The sequence below is a fragment of the Caballeronia catudaia genome, assembly GCF_001544755.2.
In the GTDB taxonomy this organism is placed as follows: domain Bacteria; phylum Pseudomonadota; class Gammaproteobacteria; order Burkholderiales; family Burkholderiaceae; genus Caballeronia; species Caballeronia catudaia.
Genome location: NZ_FCOF02000039.1, coordinates 1 through 18,242, shown reverse-complemented (window position 1 = coordinate 18,242; position 18,242 = coordinate 1). Strand labels below are relative to the sequence as shown.

16 protein-coding genes are annotated in these 18,242 nt (G+C 56.5%); 15 read left to right on the top strand and 1 reads right to left on the bottom strand.

The features are described 5' to 3' along the window. The first annotated feature begins 22 nt into the window (after positions 1-22). The 9 genes from AWB75_RS28420 (at position 23) to AWB75_RS28385 (ending at position 9,537) form a co-directional block, all read left to right on the top strand. A complete protein-coding gene (locus tag AWB75_RS28420; RefSeq protein WP_143746521.1) occupies positions 23-1,108 on the top strand; it encodes an ABC transporter substrate-binding protein in 1,086 nt (361 codons plus the stop codon). 73 nt (positions 1,109-1,181) lie between these two features. After that, positions 1,182-2,006, top strand: coding sequence for an SDR family NAD(P)-dependent oxidoreductase (locus tag AWB75_RS28415; protein ID WP_061127352.1), 825 nt, complete (start codon positions 1,182-1,184; stop codon positions 2,004-2,006). 78 nt (positions 2,007-2,084) lie between these two features. Further along, positions 2,085-3,509 (top strand): aldehyde dehydrogenase family protein, encoded by a 1,425-nt coding sequence (locus AWB75_RS28410; RefSeq protein WP_061127351.1) that lies wholly within the window; start codon positions 2,085-2,087, stop codon positions 3,507-3,509. 119 nt (positions 3,510-3,628) lie between these two features. Next, entirely contained in the window at positions 3,629-4,513 is an 885-nt protein-coding gene (locus AWB75_RS28405) for a BKACE family enzyme (protein ID WP_407642176.1), read from the top strand. Next, complete coding sequence (locus tag AWB75_RS28400; protein WP_061127349.1) at positions 4,510-5,379, top strand: carbon-nitrogen hydrolase family protein; 870 nt, start codon at positions 4,510-4,512, stop codon at positions 5,377-5,379. The genes AWB75_RS28405 and AWB75_RS28400 overlap by 4 nt, the downstream gene beginning before the upstream one ends. Next, entirely contained in the window at positions 5,366-5,938 is a 573-nt protein-coding gene (locus AWB75_RS37340; protein WP_143746520.1) for a carboxymuconolactone decarboxylase family protein, read from the top strand. The genes AWB75_RS28400 and AWB75_RS37340 overlap by 14 nt, the downstream gene beginning before the upstream one ends. Then, positions 5,931-6,875, top strand: coding sequence for an NAD(P)-dependent oxidoreductase (locus AWB75_RS28395; RefSeq protein WP_159462815.1), 945 nt, complete (start codon positions 5,931-5,933; stop codon positions 6,873-6,875). The genes AWB75_RS37340 and AWB75_RS28395 overlap by 8 nt, the downstream gene beginning before the upstream one ends. 127 nt (positions 6,876-7,002) lie before the next feature. Further along, the gene (locus tag AWB75_RS28390) at positions 7,003-8,376 is read left to right on the top strand and encodes an MmgE/PrpD family protein (RefSeq protein ID WP_087086941.1); all 1,374 of its coding nucleotides are present in this window, start codon (positions 7,003-7,005) and stop codon (positions 8,374-8,376) included. A gap of 288 nt (positions 8,377-8,664) precedes the next feature. Continuing rightward, positions 8,665-9,537, top strand: coding sequence for an IclR family transcriptional regulator (locus tag AWB75_RS28385; protein WP_159462814.1), 873 nt, complete (start codon positions 8,665-8,667; stop codon positions 9,535-9,537). Positions 9,538-9,582: 45 nt separating this feature from the next. Here AWB75_RS28385 and AWB75_RS28380 read toward each other — a convergent pair whose 3' ends face one another. Then, positions 9,583-10,557: an NAD-dependent epimerase/dehydratase family protein gene (locus AWB75_RS28380; protein ID WP_061127345.1), complete on the bottom strand. Its 975-nt coding sequence runs from the start codon at positions 10,555-10,557 to the stop codon at positions 9,583-9,585. A gap of 331 nt (positions 10,558-10,888) precedes the next feature. On the opposite strand from AWB75_RS28380, the gene AWB75_RS28375 reads away from it, so the two are divergent. From AWB75_RS28375 to tnpC, 6 genes are all read left to right on the top strand, one after another. Further along, positions 10,889-12,229: an MFS transporter gene (locus tag AWB75_RS28375; RefSeq protein ID WP_061127344.1), complete on the top strand. Its 1,341-nt coding sequence runs from the start codon at positions 10,889-10,891 to the stop codon at positions 12,227-12,229. Positions 12,230-12,397: 168 nt separating this feature from the next. Further along, complete coding sequence (locus AWB75_RS28370) at positions 12,398-13,438, top strand: amidohydrolase family protein (RefSeq protein ID WP_061127343.1); 1,041 nt, start codon at positions 12,398-12,400, stop codon at positions 13,436-13,438. Positions 13,439-13,748: 310 nt separating this feature from the next. Beyond that, the gene (locus AWB75_RS28365; RefSeq protein ID WP_061127382.1) at positions 13,749-14,969 is read left to right on the top strand and encodes a porin; all 1,221 of its coding nucleotides are present in this window, start codon (positions 13,749-13,751) and stop codon (positions 14,967-14,969) included. A 189-nt stretch (positions 14,970-15,158) separates the two neighbouring features. Beyond that, positions 15,159-15,659 (top strand): transposase, encoded by a 501-nt coding sequence (locus tag AWB75_RS28360; RefSeq protein ID WP_061127342.1) that lies wholly within the window; start codon positions 15,159-15,161, stop codon positions 15,657-15,659. Beyond that, positions 15,635-15,988, top strand: coding sequence for an IS66 family insertion sequence element accessory protein TnpB (gene tnpB, locus AWB75_RS28355; protein ID WP_008344887.1), 354 nt, complete (start codon positions 15,635-15,637; stop codon positions 15,986-15,988). The genes AWB75_RS28360 and tnpB overlap by 25 nt, the downstream gene beginning before the upstream one ends. Positions 15,989-16,019: 31 nt before the next feature. Then, positions 16,020-17,600 (top strand): IS66 family transposase, encoded by a 1,581-nt coding sequence (gene tnpC, locus AWB75_RS28350; RefSeq protein WP_061127341.1) that lies wholly within the window; start codon positions 16,020-16,022, stop codon positions 17,598-17,600. Positions 17,601-18,242: the final 642 nt, after the last annotated feature.

Here is an 18,242-nt window from a genome sequence, read left to right as displayed (position 1 = left end):
ATTAGATTTCAGGAGACTATAGGTGGGCGCAAACAATCGACCAATTTCTCGACGGCGATTACTAGGCTTGACGGTTGCCGGCGCGGCAAGCCTCGTCGTGCCGGGTATAAGCCACGGACGCCCGCAAGATCACGTGACACTGCTAATGGGAAGTGGCGGCCCTCTGATCGCATGGGCTCCAACCTTTATCGCCGAAGCGCTGGGATACTACAAGGACGAGGGCCTAACCATTGAGCGGATCCACACCCGAAGCGGCCCTGCTGGTATGACGGCTCTCGTTTCTGGTGCAGGAGACGCGTACTACACTGCCCCCGGAGAATTGCTGGCAGCCACGGTCAGGGGTCAGCAATTTAAGATCGTGATGGCACAAAGTGTGTATCAAGACCTTTATTTTATCATCTCGAACGATTACGCGAAGAAGCACGGCATCACGGCAGCGACGCCCTTCGAACGTCGGCTCTCCACGGCAAAAAGCTTTAAGGGGATTCGTATTGGTGTGTCCGCACCAGGAAGCGTCACCGACTATTGCGCGAGAAGAGTCCTTTCTCAAATCAACATCAGCGCCAGCGATGCCTCGATCGTTCCCCTACAATCGACTGAGAACACCATTGCAGCGATCGGAAACGGAACGATTGATGCCCTTGTATCTGCTCCGCCGGGCTCAAGCCTAGCTCAGTCTCAACTTGGAGGTGTGATCCTGTTCTCGGTCGGCCGCGACGAGATATCCGGTTTCCGATCTATTACCGGTCATCTCATTGAGGCTCGCGCAGATGACGTGAAGCAAAAGCCGGATGTATATCGGGCAATCGTGCGAGCCGACACGCGCGCCCTAAAGTACATTGTCGAAAATCCCAAGCCAGCCGGTGACACGCTCTATAAATCGCAATACTCATCCCTTGTGAAGGCGGAGATCTGGCCTGATGTATGGGCCTCAAGTATTCCGCAGTTCAAGACACCATTCGTATCGCAGCGGAGCCTAGAGTCGTGGGTGGCGATGGGTATGGTACCCGGGGTTAGTGACCCAAAGGCGATTAATTCCGGCGAAATCATCGACATGCGTTTCGCGACGCAGGCAGTGCAAAGCCTCAACTGGAAGGTATCCGCATAGCGCCTGTCATTGAATTCCTACCTAGCCAGCTTTGTATGAAGCTGCTCATGCTTTTAGATATCGGAGACTCGAGATGAATCAACAAACAAGCGTTCACGCACCCGATGACTCAGGCGTGCCCGAGTCGGCTCGCGATTTCAGCGTTAAGGAGCGCGTGGTAGTCATCACTGGAGCAGGTCAAGGGATCGGGCGCGAGTATGCGCGGCAGTTTGCGGCGGCCGGCGCGATCCCAGTTGTGGCGGATCTGAACGTCGAAAACGCGAAACGGGTTTGTGCCGAGATCGAGCGAGCTGGCGGTCGGTCCATGGCCGTATCCGTGGACGTGGGCGATAGGGAATCTGTCGACGCGATGGTTGAGAGCGCCCTCAACAAGTACGGCCGCGTAGATACGCTCATTAATAACGCAGCAATCTTCGCAACCCTGCCAAAGCGCCCTTTTGATGAAATTCCCCTTGAAGAATGGGAGCGTGTGATGCGCATCAACATCACTGGCACTTTTCTATGCGCAAGGGCCGTCGCTCCGGCCATGCGCAAGGCCAACTGGGGACGCATTATCAACACATCTTCTGACTCTGTCCCTAGGGGGGTCGCTAACTACCTCCACTACGTCACATCGAAGTCCGCAATCATCGGAATGACGAATTCTCTTGCTCGTGAACTCGGACCATTCGGCATCACGGTAAACGCGATCCGCCCGGGAGCCGTCGCGACGGAGGTTGACCGCGCTGTTAATCCAACGCAGGAGCGACGCGTCCAGCTTCTCAGCGAACAATGTCTGCGCAAGGGCCAGTTGCCCACAGACTTGGTGGGGCTTGCGATCTTCCTCTCCACGAACGCTTCGGCTTTCATAACCGGCCAAACAATCGCGTGCGACGGCGGTTACACCCACAGTAACTGAGTCGCACTAAGGTCGAGTCCACATACTTTGAAAGCGGCCTCGCGCTTTCGTCCCATTGCTGAGAAGAGGCTTAACGTCATGAGAAATCACGAGACAATTTATATTGATGGCCAATGGGTAGCTCCGGTCGACCCGAAAAGGCTCGAACTGATCAGCCCAACAACTGAGAAGCCGATTGCAAGCGTCTGTCTCGCGAGCGCGCGCGACGTGGATCTCGCCGTCAAGGCGGCCAGAAAGGCATTTCCCTCCTTCTCCGAAACCTCCAAGGAGGAAAGGATTGCCCTGTTCGAGAGAATCATCGAGGTCTACCAAGCACGCCAGAAGGATCTGATGGCCGCTATCACCCTTGAGATGGGCTCTCCTAAGTCGCAGGTCATCATGACCCAAGCTGCGCTACAGGGTTTCCAACAGGCGATTACCACCCTTCGCGGATACAACTTCGAAGTTCAGGAGGGCGTCAACGTCATTCGACGCGAGCCTATCGGTGTCTGCGGACTTATCACCGCGTGGAACTGGCCCGTGCAAATTCTCTGCACGAAGTTGTCGTCCGCGTTTGCAGCGGGCTGTACCGTTGTTGCCAAGCCAAGCGAGTTCACGCCACTGAGCGCCATCATTCTGACTGAAATTCTGGACGCAGCGGGTGTTCCGCCGGGCGTGTTTAATCTGGTGATCGGCGATGGGCCAACGGTGGGCCATGCTATCAGCACCCATCCAGATATTGACCTCGTATCCTTTACCGGTTCGACCAGGGCGGGAGTGCAGGTAGCTCAAGCGGCCGCGGCATCCGTCAAGCGCGTCTGTCAGGAACTCGGCGGCAAGTCTGCCAACATCGTGTTGCCCGACGCTGACCTTCGTCAGGCCGCCCAGTGGAACATTGCTCGCTGCTTCTCTAACAGCGGACAATCTTGTCACGCTCCGTCTCGCATGCTTGTACATGAGGACCAGCTTGATCAGGCTATCGACCTGCTTTGTGAAGAGGTCAAAAAGATCAAAGTTGGAGATCCGGAGGACGCTTCAACGACCCTTGGTCCGGTCGTGAACAAGGCTCAATTCGATCGAGTACAAATGTACATCCAGAAGGGTATCGACGAAGGCGCTCGCCTCGTTTGTGGGGGGCTTGGACGCCCGCCAGAACTCACGAGCGGCTACTTCGTCAAGCCGACTGTGTTCGCAGACGTAAAGCCAGAGATGACGATTGCACAAGAGGAAATCTTTGGCCCCGTACTCGCTGTCATGCCTTATCGCTCCATAGAACAAGCATTGGAAATTGCCAATGGCACCCGCTACGGCCTCGGGGCCTATGTATTTACATCCGACAGGAAAACGGGACACGAAGTCGGATCTCGCATGCGCGCAGGCCGTGTTTTTCTGAACGGAGTCGCTTCGAACCCGGCGGCGCCGATGGGTGGTTACAAACAGTCAGGGAACGGGCGGGAGATGGGAGTGTTCGGTTTGGAAGAGTATCTCGAAGTCAAGGCAATGATCGGGTTTGTTGACCGTTGACGACTTAATCGTGCCCCACCCGATCGAACGGCTGGCCGACAGTCAGCATGAGTCGGCTCACCAAGTTCACGATGTCACCTAGCACAGTGACGCGTTTTTCATTGACATATTGAGGGATTATCTTGCAGCAGCCTGTCATCCTTACTTGCGCAGTCACTGGCGGTGACGACACCGCCGGACGATATCCGGCTGTCCCCGTGACGCCCGCTCAAATTGCCACCGCCGCAATTGAAGCCTGCGAAGCGGGTGCGGCGATCGCTCACATTCACGTTCGCAATCCCGAGTCAGGCAAACCAAGTATGGATCTTGCGCTGTACCGCGAGGTTGTAGATCGCATTCGCGACAGTGGAAGTCCCGTCATCGTCAACCTCACAACCGGCCCGGGCGCCCGGTTCGTGCCTAGCGACACGGAAGCAAACCTGGCGGGCGCAGGGTCCAACCTCCGTCCACCTGTTGAGCGCGTCCACCATATCTTGGAATTGAAGCCTGAGATTTGCAGTCTGGATATGGGCACACTGAACTTCGGCAAAGGTGCGCTCATCAACGTGCCGGCGCACGTGGAGGCCATTGCGGCAGAAGTCCGCAGAGCTGGGGTTAAACCGGAACTGGAAGTCTTCGACTCGGGACACGTGGCGTTGGCTATCGATATGATCCGTCGAGGCCTGCTCGAACCGACGCCGCTCTTTCAGATGGTCCTTGGCGTGCCGTGGGGAGCACCAGCCACTCCCGAGATACTCGCGGCGATGAAGAGTCTATTGCCGGTCGGTTCACAATGGGCTGCGTTCGGAGTCTCGAGGTCGGAATTTCCAATGGTCGCGCAATCGGTGCTTCTCGGCGGCCATGTACGCGTAGGCCTGGAGGATAACCTTTATCTGGAAAAAGGGGTGCTCGCCCCGGACAACGCCTCCCTTGTGCGCAAAGCTTCACAGCTTGTCGAGCTTCTCGGAACACGTTTGGCCACTCCGGACGAAGCTCGATTGATCCTTGGTATCGCAAAGTCATGAGCAACGAACGCTTCATCGTCGGTTGTGTGCAAACTACGCCGACAGATGACCTACGAGCCAACATAGATCAGGTCTCACGTTCGATTGAGATCGCGGCCCAAAGGGGAGCGACACTAGTCGCCACCCCTGAATATAGCTTCTTCTTACATGCGAGCGGCCGTTCGATGCGCGACAGCGCAGCTCGTGAGGAAGATCATCTAGCACTGCCTCAATTCGTCTCGATTGCTCGAAAGCATCGCATCTGGCTGATACTCGGCTCCCTCGTCATTCGCACAGACGAAGGCAACATCGTTAACCGGTCAATTGTCATCTCGGATCAAGGGGAAATCGTTGCCCGATACGACAAGATCCATATGTTCGACGCCACGTTACCAAGCGGGAGGACAATTCGCGAATCGTCTTCCTACACGCCGGGGACAAGAGCCGTTCTTGTTAGCACTCCCTGGGGACGGCTGGGAATTACTGTCTGCTATGACCTGCGCTTTCCAGCACTTTATCGGGCCTTGGCGCAGTCGGGTGCTCAGATTCTCCTTGTGCCGTCCGCATTCACCCGGGCGACAGGATCGCTACATTGGCATACCCTGTTGAAAGCGCGCGCGATCGAAAATCGCGCCTTCGTTGTCGCTCCGGCCGCCTGTGGGACGCACCCGGGCGGTCACGAGACTTACGGACACTCCTTAATCGTCGACCCGGACGGGCAGGAGGTTGCCGCGGCCGGCGAAGCGCCAGATATCATCTGCGCCGAGATCGACCTTGACGTCGTGTCGGTCGCAAGGGCGCGCATGCCGTCCCTTACGCATGACCGCGCTTTTGAAACGAGCCATATTCTCGCGAACAGCATAGAGATCAAGCATGAGCAAATATGAAATTCTGACTCGAGACGATATGTCACCTCGACAGCGACAAGTCGCTGACGCAATCGCCGCTGGCCCCAGAGGATCGCTAAAAGGTCCCTTTATCGCATTGATTCATAACCCCGAACTCGCAAATCACTTGCAGGCGCTCGGGGAACATCTGCGTTTTCGAACAGGATTGCCAGGACATTTGGTCGAGATAGCTGTTCTAGTCACCGCCCATCGATGGTCCAGCGACTATGAATGGCTCGCCCATGCGCGTATTGGGCGGGAGGCTGGCTTGTCAGATGAAGTAATTACGTCATTGGGCACGGGACGAAGGCCGGATGCGCTGGATTCGGACGCTTCACTAATCTACGATTTTGCGTACGAAACTGCCTGGCAGGGCCGCCCATCGGACTCCGCCTTCAGTGCGTTGAAAAGCCGATTCGGTAGCGCGACGAGCCTTGATGTTCTCGCGGTATGCGGCTACTACACGACGCTTGCTTTCATTCTTAATGCCGCAGAACTTCCCCTGCCATCGGGCAAGCTGCCAGCAGGTTGGGGGCAAAGAGCGGCAAGCATTGAATAAATTTTTCTTGTGTGAGGCATCAATGAATCCGTTAAGAGTGGGACTAATTGGCGTAGGCAACATGGGGAAGCCGATGGCTCTACGCCTGCTCGAGCAAGGTGTCGATCTCACTGTGTGCGACCGCAATCCCGAAGCACTGCAGGAACTGCAACGATTGGGAGCAAAGGTTGCAGCAAGCCCGTTGGAAGTGGCGAATGCATGTTCGATCGTGATCGCATCGATGCCCTCGCGAGAAGCAAGCCTCGATGTCGCCCTTGGCGAGTTCGGCGTGGTCAAAGGCAAGGAAATATGCGTCTATATTGAAACCTCGACTATTGGAAGCAGCACGATCGAGTCGATTGCTTCGCGTCTACGGGATGACGGTGTCGGGATGATTGATGCGCCAGTCAGTGGCGGTCCGCCTGGAGCACGCGCCGGCACTCTCGCAATCTTGGCCTCGGGCGCCGAGGACGATTTCGAACTTGGGAAACCCGTGCTAGAAAAACTCGCAGCCAAGCTGTTCTATCTTGGCGCCAAACCGGGGGTCTCCCAAGTCGCAAAGGTGATCAACAATCACATCTCCGCGGCCGGTCGCCTCGCGGTGTTTGAAGGCCTTGCGATGGGTATCAAGGCTGGACTTGACCCGAAGGTCCTTAACGATGTCTTCAATGCTGGTTCTGCGCGCAACTACACCACCACTGACAAGGTACCGGCGGCAATTCTTACGGGAACCTTTAAGTTCAACGGCCCGTTGACCATTGGCCTAAAAGATGAAGCGCTCTTGTTAGAGGAGGCGCAGCGGTGTGGCGCCCCTACCTGGATCGCTCCGCGCATCCTTGAACTCTATGAGGAAGCCGCGGCAGCCGGATATCGCGACGAAGATAGCATGAAGGTTTTCCTCTACATGCAGTCTCAGTCACTGCGCAATACGGAAGAGTTGAACGGCGGCAAACAATAGCCCTTGGGCCCCTTAGAGAGCAATTCGAGCAACTCGATCATCTATGTAATTGTCTAGCCCACCGGCGTCGGCTGAAACAATGACCAGACGCCAGTGATGCACCTGCATTCGGATCAACGGAAACCTCATGAACGATAAAGCACCGCCGGATACGCTCACTCACGACGTTGCCTCGTTCGTCTTTCGCACGACATCAACCGATCTATCGCCGTCGTCGCGTGAATCAGCGAAGCGAGCCTTGGTCAACATCTTAGGATGTTGTATCGGCGGATCCCGCCATGAAATCGTCGAGACGGCTGCTAGAGCACTGATCCCGCTTGCCGGAGGCCAAACCTGTACGCTTCTCGGCCGACCTGAACGCGTAGATGTTCTCACGGCCGCTTTAATCAATGCCCTAAGCTCCGCGGCCTATTCGTTTGACGACACCCATTCGGAAGCGCTCTTACACCCCAGTGGCGCAGTCGCTACGACCCTTCTGGCTCTCGCAGAACGGCAGCGCCTGACTGGCAGCGACTTCTTGCTGTCGATGGTGCTCGGCATCGAAATCGCCGGTCGGTTGAGTAAGGCGGTATCGGTTCCTCCCGCTCAGGGCGATATCGGATGGTCGCAGACGGGCATTGCCGCCGGCGTTGGCGCAGCAGCGGCTGCGGCCAAAGCACTCCGACTGACCTCCGAGCAGATTGGCTGGGCGATAGGAATCGCCGCCACTCAGTCGTCCGGATTTAGAGCTGCTCATGGCAGCATGAGTGCCACCTTAATTTTTGGTCATGCGGCACAAACCGGGTTGCGCGCGGCGATTCTCGCGCAGCACGGGTTCGACGGCCCTCGTGCTCCATTGGAAGGAAAGTACGGATATTTGAGTCTGTTCTCCAGGACGCCTCACTTTGAATATCTCTTACCTCCCCTTGGCAGCCCGTTCGAGGTGGAAGCTCTCGCTTACAAACCTTATCCGTGTGGGGCCGTCATACATCCGGTCGTCAATGCGGCTCTTCAATGGCACCACTCTCAAGGCGCAGACCGCAGCCGCCAGATTAGAGAGGTCCGCCTTCACACACATCCGTCCGCGATGGCACTCGGCTTTCGGCGGCATCCGGAGAACGTGCTCGAGGCTAAGGTCAGTCTGTTTCATTGGGTGGCAACCGCACTTTGGTACGGCCGCGCCAGCATCGCTGAGGGCCAGTCTCAAGTGGTTCAGGACGTGCGTATTGCACAACTCAGGGATCGCATCAACGTGCTTACGGATGATGCCATCCCTCCAGAAAGTGCTGTCCTGCATGTCCTTTTGGCGAGCGGCGAGGAGCAAACTGTTTCCATCGAGCACTGCAAGGGAAGCGTTATGAACCCGATGTCTGACGATGACATCAACGAAAAATACTACCAACAGGCGCTCCTTCACATTTCTAGGTTCGAGGCGACAACCATGTGCCAGCGCTCTTGGCGCATTGAGGAGCTCGAAGACGCGGCGGACATCATACGTGTAGCCGCGCCAAGCTCGATCTAACGGTACAGTGAAGGCGGAATTCTTCGAGCGGTGGACTGCGTAGGGAACCGACGTATTGAGGACAGCTCGACTAGTCCGCTCGGCCGAACGCAGACATCCGCGGGGATCGGAAGTTTCCACTCAATTATTCATTATACGAATAAATTCTCGCATTCTGATATAATTGCGTCGCATTTATTGCGAGAACAATACCGGTCCTCAAATCCTCAGCAGTGAGCGCTCGAGTAGTTGGGCCGATCCAGCAAACCGGTCCACTTTTCGCAGGTTAAGCCACACGGAATGCAGAAAATGCCCAAAGCGACTGCAAAGCAAACATCACAGTTGAGCGACTCCACGGAAGCTGCCTCGAAAAAAGAAAGCGAAGCACAGACGAGCATCGGGCGCATGTTGGGCATACTCGACCTGTTTACGCCAGCGGCACCCGTCCGACCCGTGAGCGACCTGGTGAATTACTTGGGCACGTCACGATCAACGTCCTATCGGTACATAAAAGCGCTTCACGAAGCTGGTCTGATTGAAGCGGTTGCCAACGGAAAATACGTCCTGGGCCCGCGATTCGTTGAGTTCGACCGTCAAATCCGCATGTCCGACCCGCTGTACAAGGCCGGGGGGAAGATTCTTCGCCAGTTGGTGAAGCGTACAGGGCATTCAGCCCTTCTTTGTGCGCTATATCGGGATTCGGTAATGTGCATCAGGGAGGACCTATCCGAAGGAAGCCCGCCTAATCTCTTCTCACGAGGCCAACGGCGGCCGCTCTTCTCTGGGGCTGCATCCAAGGTGATCCTCCCGTATGTGCCCCCTCATCGGCTCAGAAGCATCTTTCAGCAACATCAGCGCACAATCGCGCGCGCGGCACTGGGCACTGACTGGCAAGGCTTCCGAGAAAAACTCGCGGCAATCCGAAAGGACGGCTTTGTTGTCAGCCACGGCGAGTTCAATCAAGGCGTTTTCGGAGTGTCGGCACCCGTTTTCAACGCAGAAGGACTCGCCGTCGGAAGTGTCGGCATCGCAGGCGGGGAGGACCGATTGGAACGAAAGAACCTACCGGCCTACTGCAACGAAGTTGTGAAAGCAGGGCAGATGCTCACAGAGGCGATTGCCGATGCTGGTGACGAACTCATCTTGCCACCGCGTGCCTTCGGGTCCGTTCCGTCGCGCTAATGCTGCGTCGTGAGCCATGGCGTTAGCAGACGCCATGGCGCAGCCTTAAATCGCCTTCAGATAATCCCGGAAGCGCTGTGCGTACTCTTCGATTCCTTCTTCGATAGACCAGGCTGGAGACCAGCCAAGGACCTCCCGAGCTAAGGTTACGTCCAAAGGAACACGCGACTTGAGGTTCTCTTCCTCGATTGCCGTGAGCTCGTTGCCAATCTCGATATCCGCTCCGGGAACGAATCGACGGACGATTTCCGCAATCTCCGCAGGCGAAACAAGCCGCCCCGCCGCAATATTTAAAACCCGAGAAGTTCCACGAGCGATTTTCGGACAATCCAGCGCGAGTGCGATGGCGCGGCTCACGTCCAGCACATGAGTCAAATCCCTCTTCATCCGCCCTCCGGTTTCAAAGCGCGTCGGCCTTCCCGCGACAGAGTTTTCAACCATTGGCTTGATGTAAAGCGGAATGCGCATGCCAAAGCCATACACCGCGGCAACCCGAAGCGCAACGAACTCCAGATCGTGGAAGTCGGCGTACGACAACCCGATAGCTTCGCCAATCATCTTGGACGTTCCGTAGTGCGCCGAAGGGTTAGCTCGCGTGATAGAGAACGCCGGGTCCGTCTCTTTCTGAACGGTGCCAACCCCCGCATGACATGCAGTGTTGCTTGAAACAAAGACCACCTTGCCTAGCCCTAGTTGTCTAGCCACCTCGCAGACGTTGACCAGACCCATCACGTTGGTTTGATAGAACCCACCCGGATCGTCCAGCGATGGTTCGAGCCCCACCCTGGCAGCCGCGTGCACGATGGCATCAATTTTGTCCGACCGGCACACAGCAAGCAAACGGTCAATGTCACCGATCGCCCCGCGACGCAGGTTGCTCTCCAAAAAGGGAGAAATATGCAAGAGCTCCTCAGGCGGTGACGCAATGTCGTAGGTGTAGACCACGTGCCCAGCAGCTTGAAGTGCATTCGAGAGATAGGCGCCAAGAAAGCCAGCACCGCCGGTGACAAGAACGTTCATCTAGTTTCCTCTCCATCAATCCAAAGGAATGCGACAGCACCTGTTCTGCCAAAGAACGGCTCACGCATCCCCGCGAATACCCTGAGTTCGGGCGTTAAAAAGTACTGTATAGTGAGACAAGTTGATGCGCAATAGGTGCCTTGCGAAGCTTCTAGGTTTCGAGCCATATGCATTATGCGTGCAGGAGACGACGGTCATCAAGTTTCACTGAACGGAACCGATTCTGAATTTATTGACCACAACCGTAAACCGAGCTAGATTGATCTTGCTTTCGAAACTTTGCGATTGCCTCAATAAAACAGACTCAAACCGGGTCGAACGGAGACACTACATGGATACATATGCCCCTAGCTCCAGCGTCCGCCAGCGGCGCTTGATCGTCGCGTCGACCTTCATTGGTTCCACCATCGAGTGGTATGACTTCTTTATCTTCGGGATCATTTCCGCGCTCTTTCTAAACAAGCTATTTTTCCCGACCTTCGATCCCACCATTGGAACCATCTTGGGGTTCATGGCATTTGCCACGGCCTGGTTGGTTCGTCCGATCGGAGGCGTTATTGCCGGTCACCTTGGTGACAAGATTGGGCGGAAAACGACGCTGCTCTGGAGCTTCATCATCATGGGCGCGGCGACCACTCTGATCGGTTTTCTCCCCACCTATGAGACTGCGGGATCGGTCGGCGCGATTCTCCTAGTCTTGCTTCGCATCTTGCAGGGCCTTTCCGCTGGTGCCGAGTATGGCGGCGCTATCGTCGCAGTGGTCGAGCACGCTGATGAGTCGAAACGCGGGCTGTTCGGCAGCGTTCCGCAGAGCGCCTCGTTTTTTGGCTTGCTACTCGGAAACGCAACGTTCCTGTTGATGATCAACCTGGACAAGCAGGCCCTTATGGACTGGGGATGGCGAGTCCCGTTCCTTCTCAGCGCAGGGATGCTCGGCGTAGGCATGTACATCCGAAATAAGGTTTCTGAGTCTCCTGCCTTCATCAAGGCCAAGGCTTCGGGAAACATCGAGAAGGTTCCGTTTATGACCGTCCTTCGCGAATATCCGAGGCAGCTCTTCGGCGTAATGTTTGCCCAAGCAGCGCCGAACACCTTTTTCTATACATGCGCTGTAGCAATGGTTTCCTACACCGTATCAAAGCTCGGCATGAACCAGTCGGATATGCTGATCGCCGTATGTATCGGTGCGGCAGTCGAGATGTTCACCATCCCGATGTACGGTGCGCTGGCAGACAAGATCGGTCGAAGAAAGGTCTTCGTGTGGGGCATCTTTGTACTCCTCGCTTCTGCGCTCCCCTTCTGTTTCGCAGTTGAATCAAAGTCTTACATTGGAATCGTAGTGGGCTATGTCTTCGTGCTGGGTATTGGACACGCGGCCTGTCACGGCTCTCAAGCTTCACTTTTTGCAGACATGTTTCCGACTTCTGTTCGCTACACTGGAATCTCCGCTGGATACCAAACCTCTGGCGCTATCTTCGGAGGCCCGCTGCCCATCGTGGCAACCGCACTCATCGCAGCGCAAGGTGGAGGCATTCGCCTATTCTTTGGATACACCATGTTCATTGGGTTCGTTAGCTTGGTCGCAATCATGGCTAGCAAACCTCACTACTCTCTCGTTAACCGTTCAGCTGGGCAGGATGATAAGTCGCGTCAAGCAAACGCCTCGACCTGAGTCCTACAAGAAGGCGGGGTGCGACTGAGTGGACTACCCCATTGCACCCATGCCCTTTGAGACAAGTAATGACCGATTGCGAGCGTCTTGCCCTAGCGAGATCAGTAATGACCGATTGCGAGCGTCCTGCTCTCGAAACTGCTAACCCTCACGCGTACCCAATCACCCATGCCTGACGAATCAATCCAAGCGGCGCTGAAAGCTCACCCGGTTGCAGACTTAGCATGGCTCGCACGGCGCAAAGAAGAAATCGTAGAGCCTGCGCTACCGATTATCGACCCGCACCATCATCTCTGGGATCATCCTGGCGACCGGTACCTCCTAGACGAGGCCCTGCAGGACTTCACATCCGGGCATAACGTCGTCGCAACTGTACATCTACAGTGCAGATCCATGTACCGTGCCTCTGGTCCTGAAGAGTTTAAGCCGGTTGGAGAAACGGAGTTCATCAACGGAATTGCGGCTCAGAGCGCCAGCGGCCTCTATGGTCCGACGAAGGTTTGTGCCGGGATCGTTGGAACCGTCGACCTGCTACTTGGGAATCGGGTCGAGCCTGTCCTGGAATCTCACTTGGCGGCTGGAGGTGACCGTTTCCGCGGAGTGCGTCCGACTATCGTTTGGCACGAGAGCAAGGAGGTCTTGCCAGCCGATAATGTGCCGAACGTCCTCTCGCGTCCTGAGGCGATGGCCGCTGTGAGATCAATCTCCAAGTTTGGGCTCTCGCTGGACCTTTGGGCGTTCTTCACCCAACTGGACGAAGTGGCTCAGGTCTGTCGCGACAACCCCGACCTTACCGTCGTGGTTAATCATGCAGGCGGTCCGCTCGGTATTGGCCCTTATGCCGATCGGCGCGAAGACGTCTTCGTCGAATGGCGAAAGAAGCTGGAAATCGTTTCGCGGTGTGAAAACGCAGTGATCAAGCTCGGCGGACTCGCCATGCGATATGGTGGATTCGCGTTTAACGAACTTCCTGAACCACCTTCCTCCGACGTACTAGTCGAAAACTGGAAGCGATATTTTGATGTCTGTATCGAACTATTCGGCCCGCAACGTTGCATGTTCGAAAGCAACTTTCCCGTAGATCGCGGAATGTGTAGTTACCAGGTGCTTTGGAACGCGTTCAAAAAACTGACGCGCCAATTCTCGGAAACCGAGCGTCAATGTCTTTTCAGCGGTACTGCCGCTCGTGTTTATCGATTGGCGGATTGAAGCGGACACGTACTTCACGCATCACGGGGCGTGACCGATGATTAGAGTCTGCCTGTTTGCGCCCCAACAACAAATCGCATCCCTCGCTCGAAGATGGCGGGAGAGGGATCATAGGGGCGCGCAAAGTCTTCCGATCGTTTCGGCGCCCCAATACGTTTACCAAGCTTTTCAAGAACGGGATCTGCCTGCCTAAAGCTGCAGTTCCGCGATAGTGCACGTTAGCTATCGCGCCCCGTCTTTCTATAGTAGTCCTACTTACGTAGTGAAAATCAGGCTTCCATCGAAAGCTAACCACAAAGGAGAAATGGAGATGAAGAGGCAGCAGTTTCAATCGGCGCTTATTGTTGTGGGTACAGCGGCGCTTTGGCAATCCGCGGCACACGCCCAGAGTAGCGTCACGCTCTACGGGATCGTAGACCAGGGGTTCAGCTACCAGACAAGCCAGACCACTTTGGGATCAACCTCAGGTGGTCGATCCGCTATCAAAATGACAACCGGCGTCTGGGCAGGCAGCCGTTTCGGCTTTAAGACAGCCGAGGATCTTGGTGGCGGTACTAAAGCAATCTCGCAGTTGGAGGCAGGATTCAACTCTTCGACTGGCGCACAGTCCGTAAGCGGATTACTGTTCAACCGACAGGCCTTCGTCGGGTTGACAAACGATCGATATGGGATACTTACGGCGGGCCGCCAATATGCTTCGTATTATCAGATCCTGCAGCAATTTGGACCGACCAACTGGACATCAGGGTATTTCGCCGCGCATCCTGGCGACGTTGACGGCCTTGACACGACATACCGCGCGAACAACACCCTGGAATACATGTCGCCAACCATCGCCGGCTTCAGATTTAGCGGTTCGTATTCCTTCGGGAACGTAGCGGGGAGTGTGTATAGAGGCTCGACGTGGGCGACGGGGCTTCAATACACTCAGGGCCCTATTGGATTCGGGGTTGCATTTTCTCGAATCAACAATTCGACTCCTGGCGGAGGCGCATTCGGCGCAGACTCCGCCACGTCCAATAACGGTGCCCAAGCCGGCGTGTCAGCTGTCACGAACGGCTATCAAACCGCTCAAGCGCAACAAAGATTCGGTGTCGGCGCCAGCTACGCTTTTAGCGGCTCTTTCGACATCAGAGCGACATACACCAACGTGCAATACATTCCGGGTCTGGGATCAAGATTCCGTGATCTTGAGATTTTCAATACTGGCGGCGTTGAGTTGCACTGGAAGCCGAGCACGCCGTTGGACCTCGCTGCCGCGTACAGTTACACCCGCGCCACGAAAGCGAACGGAATCAGCAGCAGTGCCCAATATCAGCAGTTTAATCTTTCTGAATATTATGCGTTGTCAAAGCGCACGGGTCTGTATGCCCTTCAAGCCTATCAACGCGCGAATGGGCAGACTCTAGGCACTAACGGTGCTGGCAACATTATCAACGCAACCGCCACCATCGGTGATGGTTTCAGTTCAACCCCGTCGTCGTCCAGAAGCATGTTTGCTGCCGGCGTGGGGATTATTCATCGGTTCTGAGCCGTCTGCATCATCTCCTGACCAGCCGCGCCGTACGGCGCGGTTGTCATTCGTTGGTACGCTCGACCAACCTATCCCGACCAACACGTCATGAACATTGTTCGTATGCGGTCCTTCAGGGACGCCCTAGCAATGGACGAGTGATTCTCTGATGCTACCTGTCCACGTGGACAGCTGGGATGAGAGTACATGACAGAAGATCGAGATTTGCGTAGCCGTCTGGTAGTCGGCGCGAAGCGGGATGGTCGCCGGGAATACGATCCGCAAGCCCGCGAGGAACTGGTCCAGTTGTGCATGACGTCCGGCGTTTCGATAGCGCGTACGGCGATGGAATACGGCTTGAACCCGAATCTGTTGCGCGAGTGGATCACGCGCTATCAGAAGACACATGCGGCGCGGACTTCGGCGGAGAAGGAACTGAGGCCAGCAGACAGGGCATCGCTTGATGTCGCGCCGCCGGCCTTGCGGACTCACGCGCCCGACGTGCCATCACCATTCGTACCGGTCGTTCAGGGGGCTGTGACGGTTGAAGGAGCGGTGTCCGCGCGCACACCATCGATCACGGTTGCCTTGCACATACGTTTGCCCAACGGTGTTGAGTTCGACATCGCAGAGGCGACCATCGACGAGCTGACCACCGTGGTCCAGATGCTCGGGAGGATGCCGTGTTCCGGTTCGACGATAATCTGAAGGTCTACCTGCACCGCGATCCTGTCGACTTCCGCTACGGCATGAACAGTCTGTCGATTCTCGTCGAGCAGTCGATGCGCCTAAATCCGATGGACACGTCGCTTTACATCTTCGGAAACCGACGCCGTGACCGAATAAAGATTCTTGGCTGGGACGGCAGTGGTTTCTGGCTTTTGATAAAGCGATTGGAGAGCAGCCACTTCATCTGGCCAGACAACAAGGCTGAGATCGTGACGATGACGACCAACGTGTTGCACGCGTTGCTCGATGGCGATGACATCACCGCGATACGACGGCATCCGAAGCAGGAATATCGCCGCGTGAGCTGAACAGTGAGGCCGTGCGCTGGTCTAACCCGCCATGCCGATCAATGTCACGATCACCGCCGAGGAATTGAAGGCGTTGCTCGCCGAGCGCGATGCTGCTCGTGCATTGGGAGAAGAACAGGAGGCCTTACGCGGCGCCTTGCGGCTTATGACGGCAGAGCGCGATCTTGCTGAGGAGCGACTCCGAGCCTACCGTCGCGAACTTTTCGGCGCCAAGAGCGAGGCGCGAGATTCTGATCAACTTGGCTTGTTCAACGAAGCCGAGGTGCTCGGCGCGAACAGCGCGCCTGCCCAAGAAGACACGCCAGAGACGACGGTTGGCGCGCACAAGCGCAAGAAGCGCGGTCACCGCAAGCCGCTTGATCCCAATCTGCCACGCGAGGTCGTGCGGCACGAATTGCCCGAAGCCGAACGCTTTTGCACGAACGATGGGCAAGCGCTCGTTGAGATCGGCGCGGAGACCAGCGAGCAGCTCGATGTGATCCCCGAGCAGCTTCGAGTGATCCAACACCAGCGCGCTAAATATGCGTGCCCGTGCTGCGATCTCGGCATCAAGGTCACTCCAGCGCCGCCGCGCATCATCGCGCGCGGACTGTTGAGCGAAGCAGCGCTCGCATGGATCGCCACCGGCAAATATCAGTTCGGCATGCCGCTCTATCGCCAGGCCGGTCTGCTGTGTCGCTTCGGCGGAGACATCTCGTCGAACACGATCGCCGCCAGCATGGTTCGCGTTGGCCTCGCGACCCAGCCCGTGATCAACCTCATGCGCGATGCGTTGCTCGATGCCGAACTGATCTACTGCGACGAGACGACGTTCCAGGTACTGAAAGAGAAAGGGCGCAAGCCGCAAACGAAGAGCTACCTCTGGGCGCAGATGACCAATTCAGGCATCCCCATCCGCTGCTTCAGCTATACGCCCGGACGCGGTACCAAGCTGGCCGACAAGCTGTTCACGGGGATCCGCAAGGGCGCGGTTCTGATGACTGATGGCTACGAGCCCTACAACGACATCGCTCAACGCTACGACCTCGTGCACCTCGGATGTTGGGCACACCTAAGACGGTACTTCATCAAAGCGGAGGAGAACGTGCCGAAAGCCGCGCGTTCGCCCGATCTGCTCGCGACACGATTCATCGCGCTGATCGGCAAGCTGTTCGCTGCGGAGGCCCGCTCTAAGAAATGGAAGCCTGAGCGACGACAGCGATTGCGACGTCGATACAGCACGCGCATACTCGACGCCATCTACGCTTTAGCCCTCGCGGAGTCGCCGGGTGTCGTACCAAAAAGTTTGCTCGGAAAGGCACTGACCTATCTGCGCGAGCAGTGGCCGAAGCTGATCCGCTACGTCGAGAACGGCACTTGGGCCATCTCGAATAACCCTTGCGAGAATGCGATTCGCCCATTCGTCGTCGGACGCCGCTCATGGCTTTTTAGCGACACCGTAGCGGGGGCGAACGCAAGTGCAAACCTCTACAGCCTGATCGAAACCTGCAAAGCCGGGGGCATCGATCCCTATCGCTACCTTCACTGGTTGTTCCAACGTCTTCCTCTGGCAAGGACCGTTGACGACTACGACGCGCTGCTTCCTTGGAAGATGCCCGCAGATCTCCGTTGACCCGCATTGCTGACATACATCACGCGCTCCCCACCTTACTCACCTTGCTCCGAGGGGCGTCGTTCGTGGATCGCGTACCATTGTTCGGCCCCGACAAGAGCGTCTGTGCTACCGCAAAGAGCTCGCGGTCGAAGCCCCTCGAGAGAGGGGGCGGAGCCGAGATAGTGTTATCTAGCGCGAGCAGCATGTTGCCCGCCGAAGTGCGAGCGGCGCCTTTTCCATCGGCGTTCGCCCTCAATTCGAGTCAGACGGAGTCAGCTGGTTTATCGACTCAACCGCTGTCTTACCGTCGAATCGATTCCACCCTTTCTTGAAGGGTGCCGCCGTGTACGCATCGGTTTGCTTCGAAAGTGACCTGAGCCAGCGGCGGCCTGATGGTATGTTGGGTAGCCAAGCCACTCCACCGGCCAGAGCATGCGTGAATCGATACTAAATGCTCGCCTGCGCCATTGCTCAATGTCGCCGTTACAATTAAAGGAGCTGACTTTGCAGCGCCCGTCCGATGAGTTAAGGACGCTCTGCAGAACACGGTTTCAAATGCCTGCGCTCCATGCAGGCGTTGGGCCAGCTTTTTTATCCGGCTCGGTCCGTCAATGGCAGAGGCGATGGGCGCACACTTTGTGCCCTCATCGAGAGCGCGGG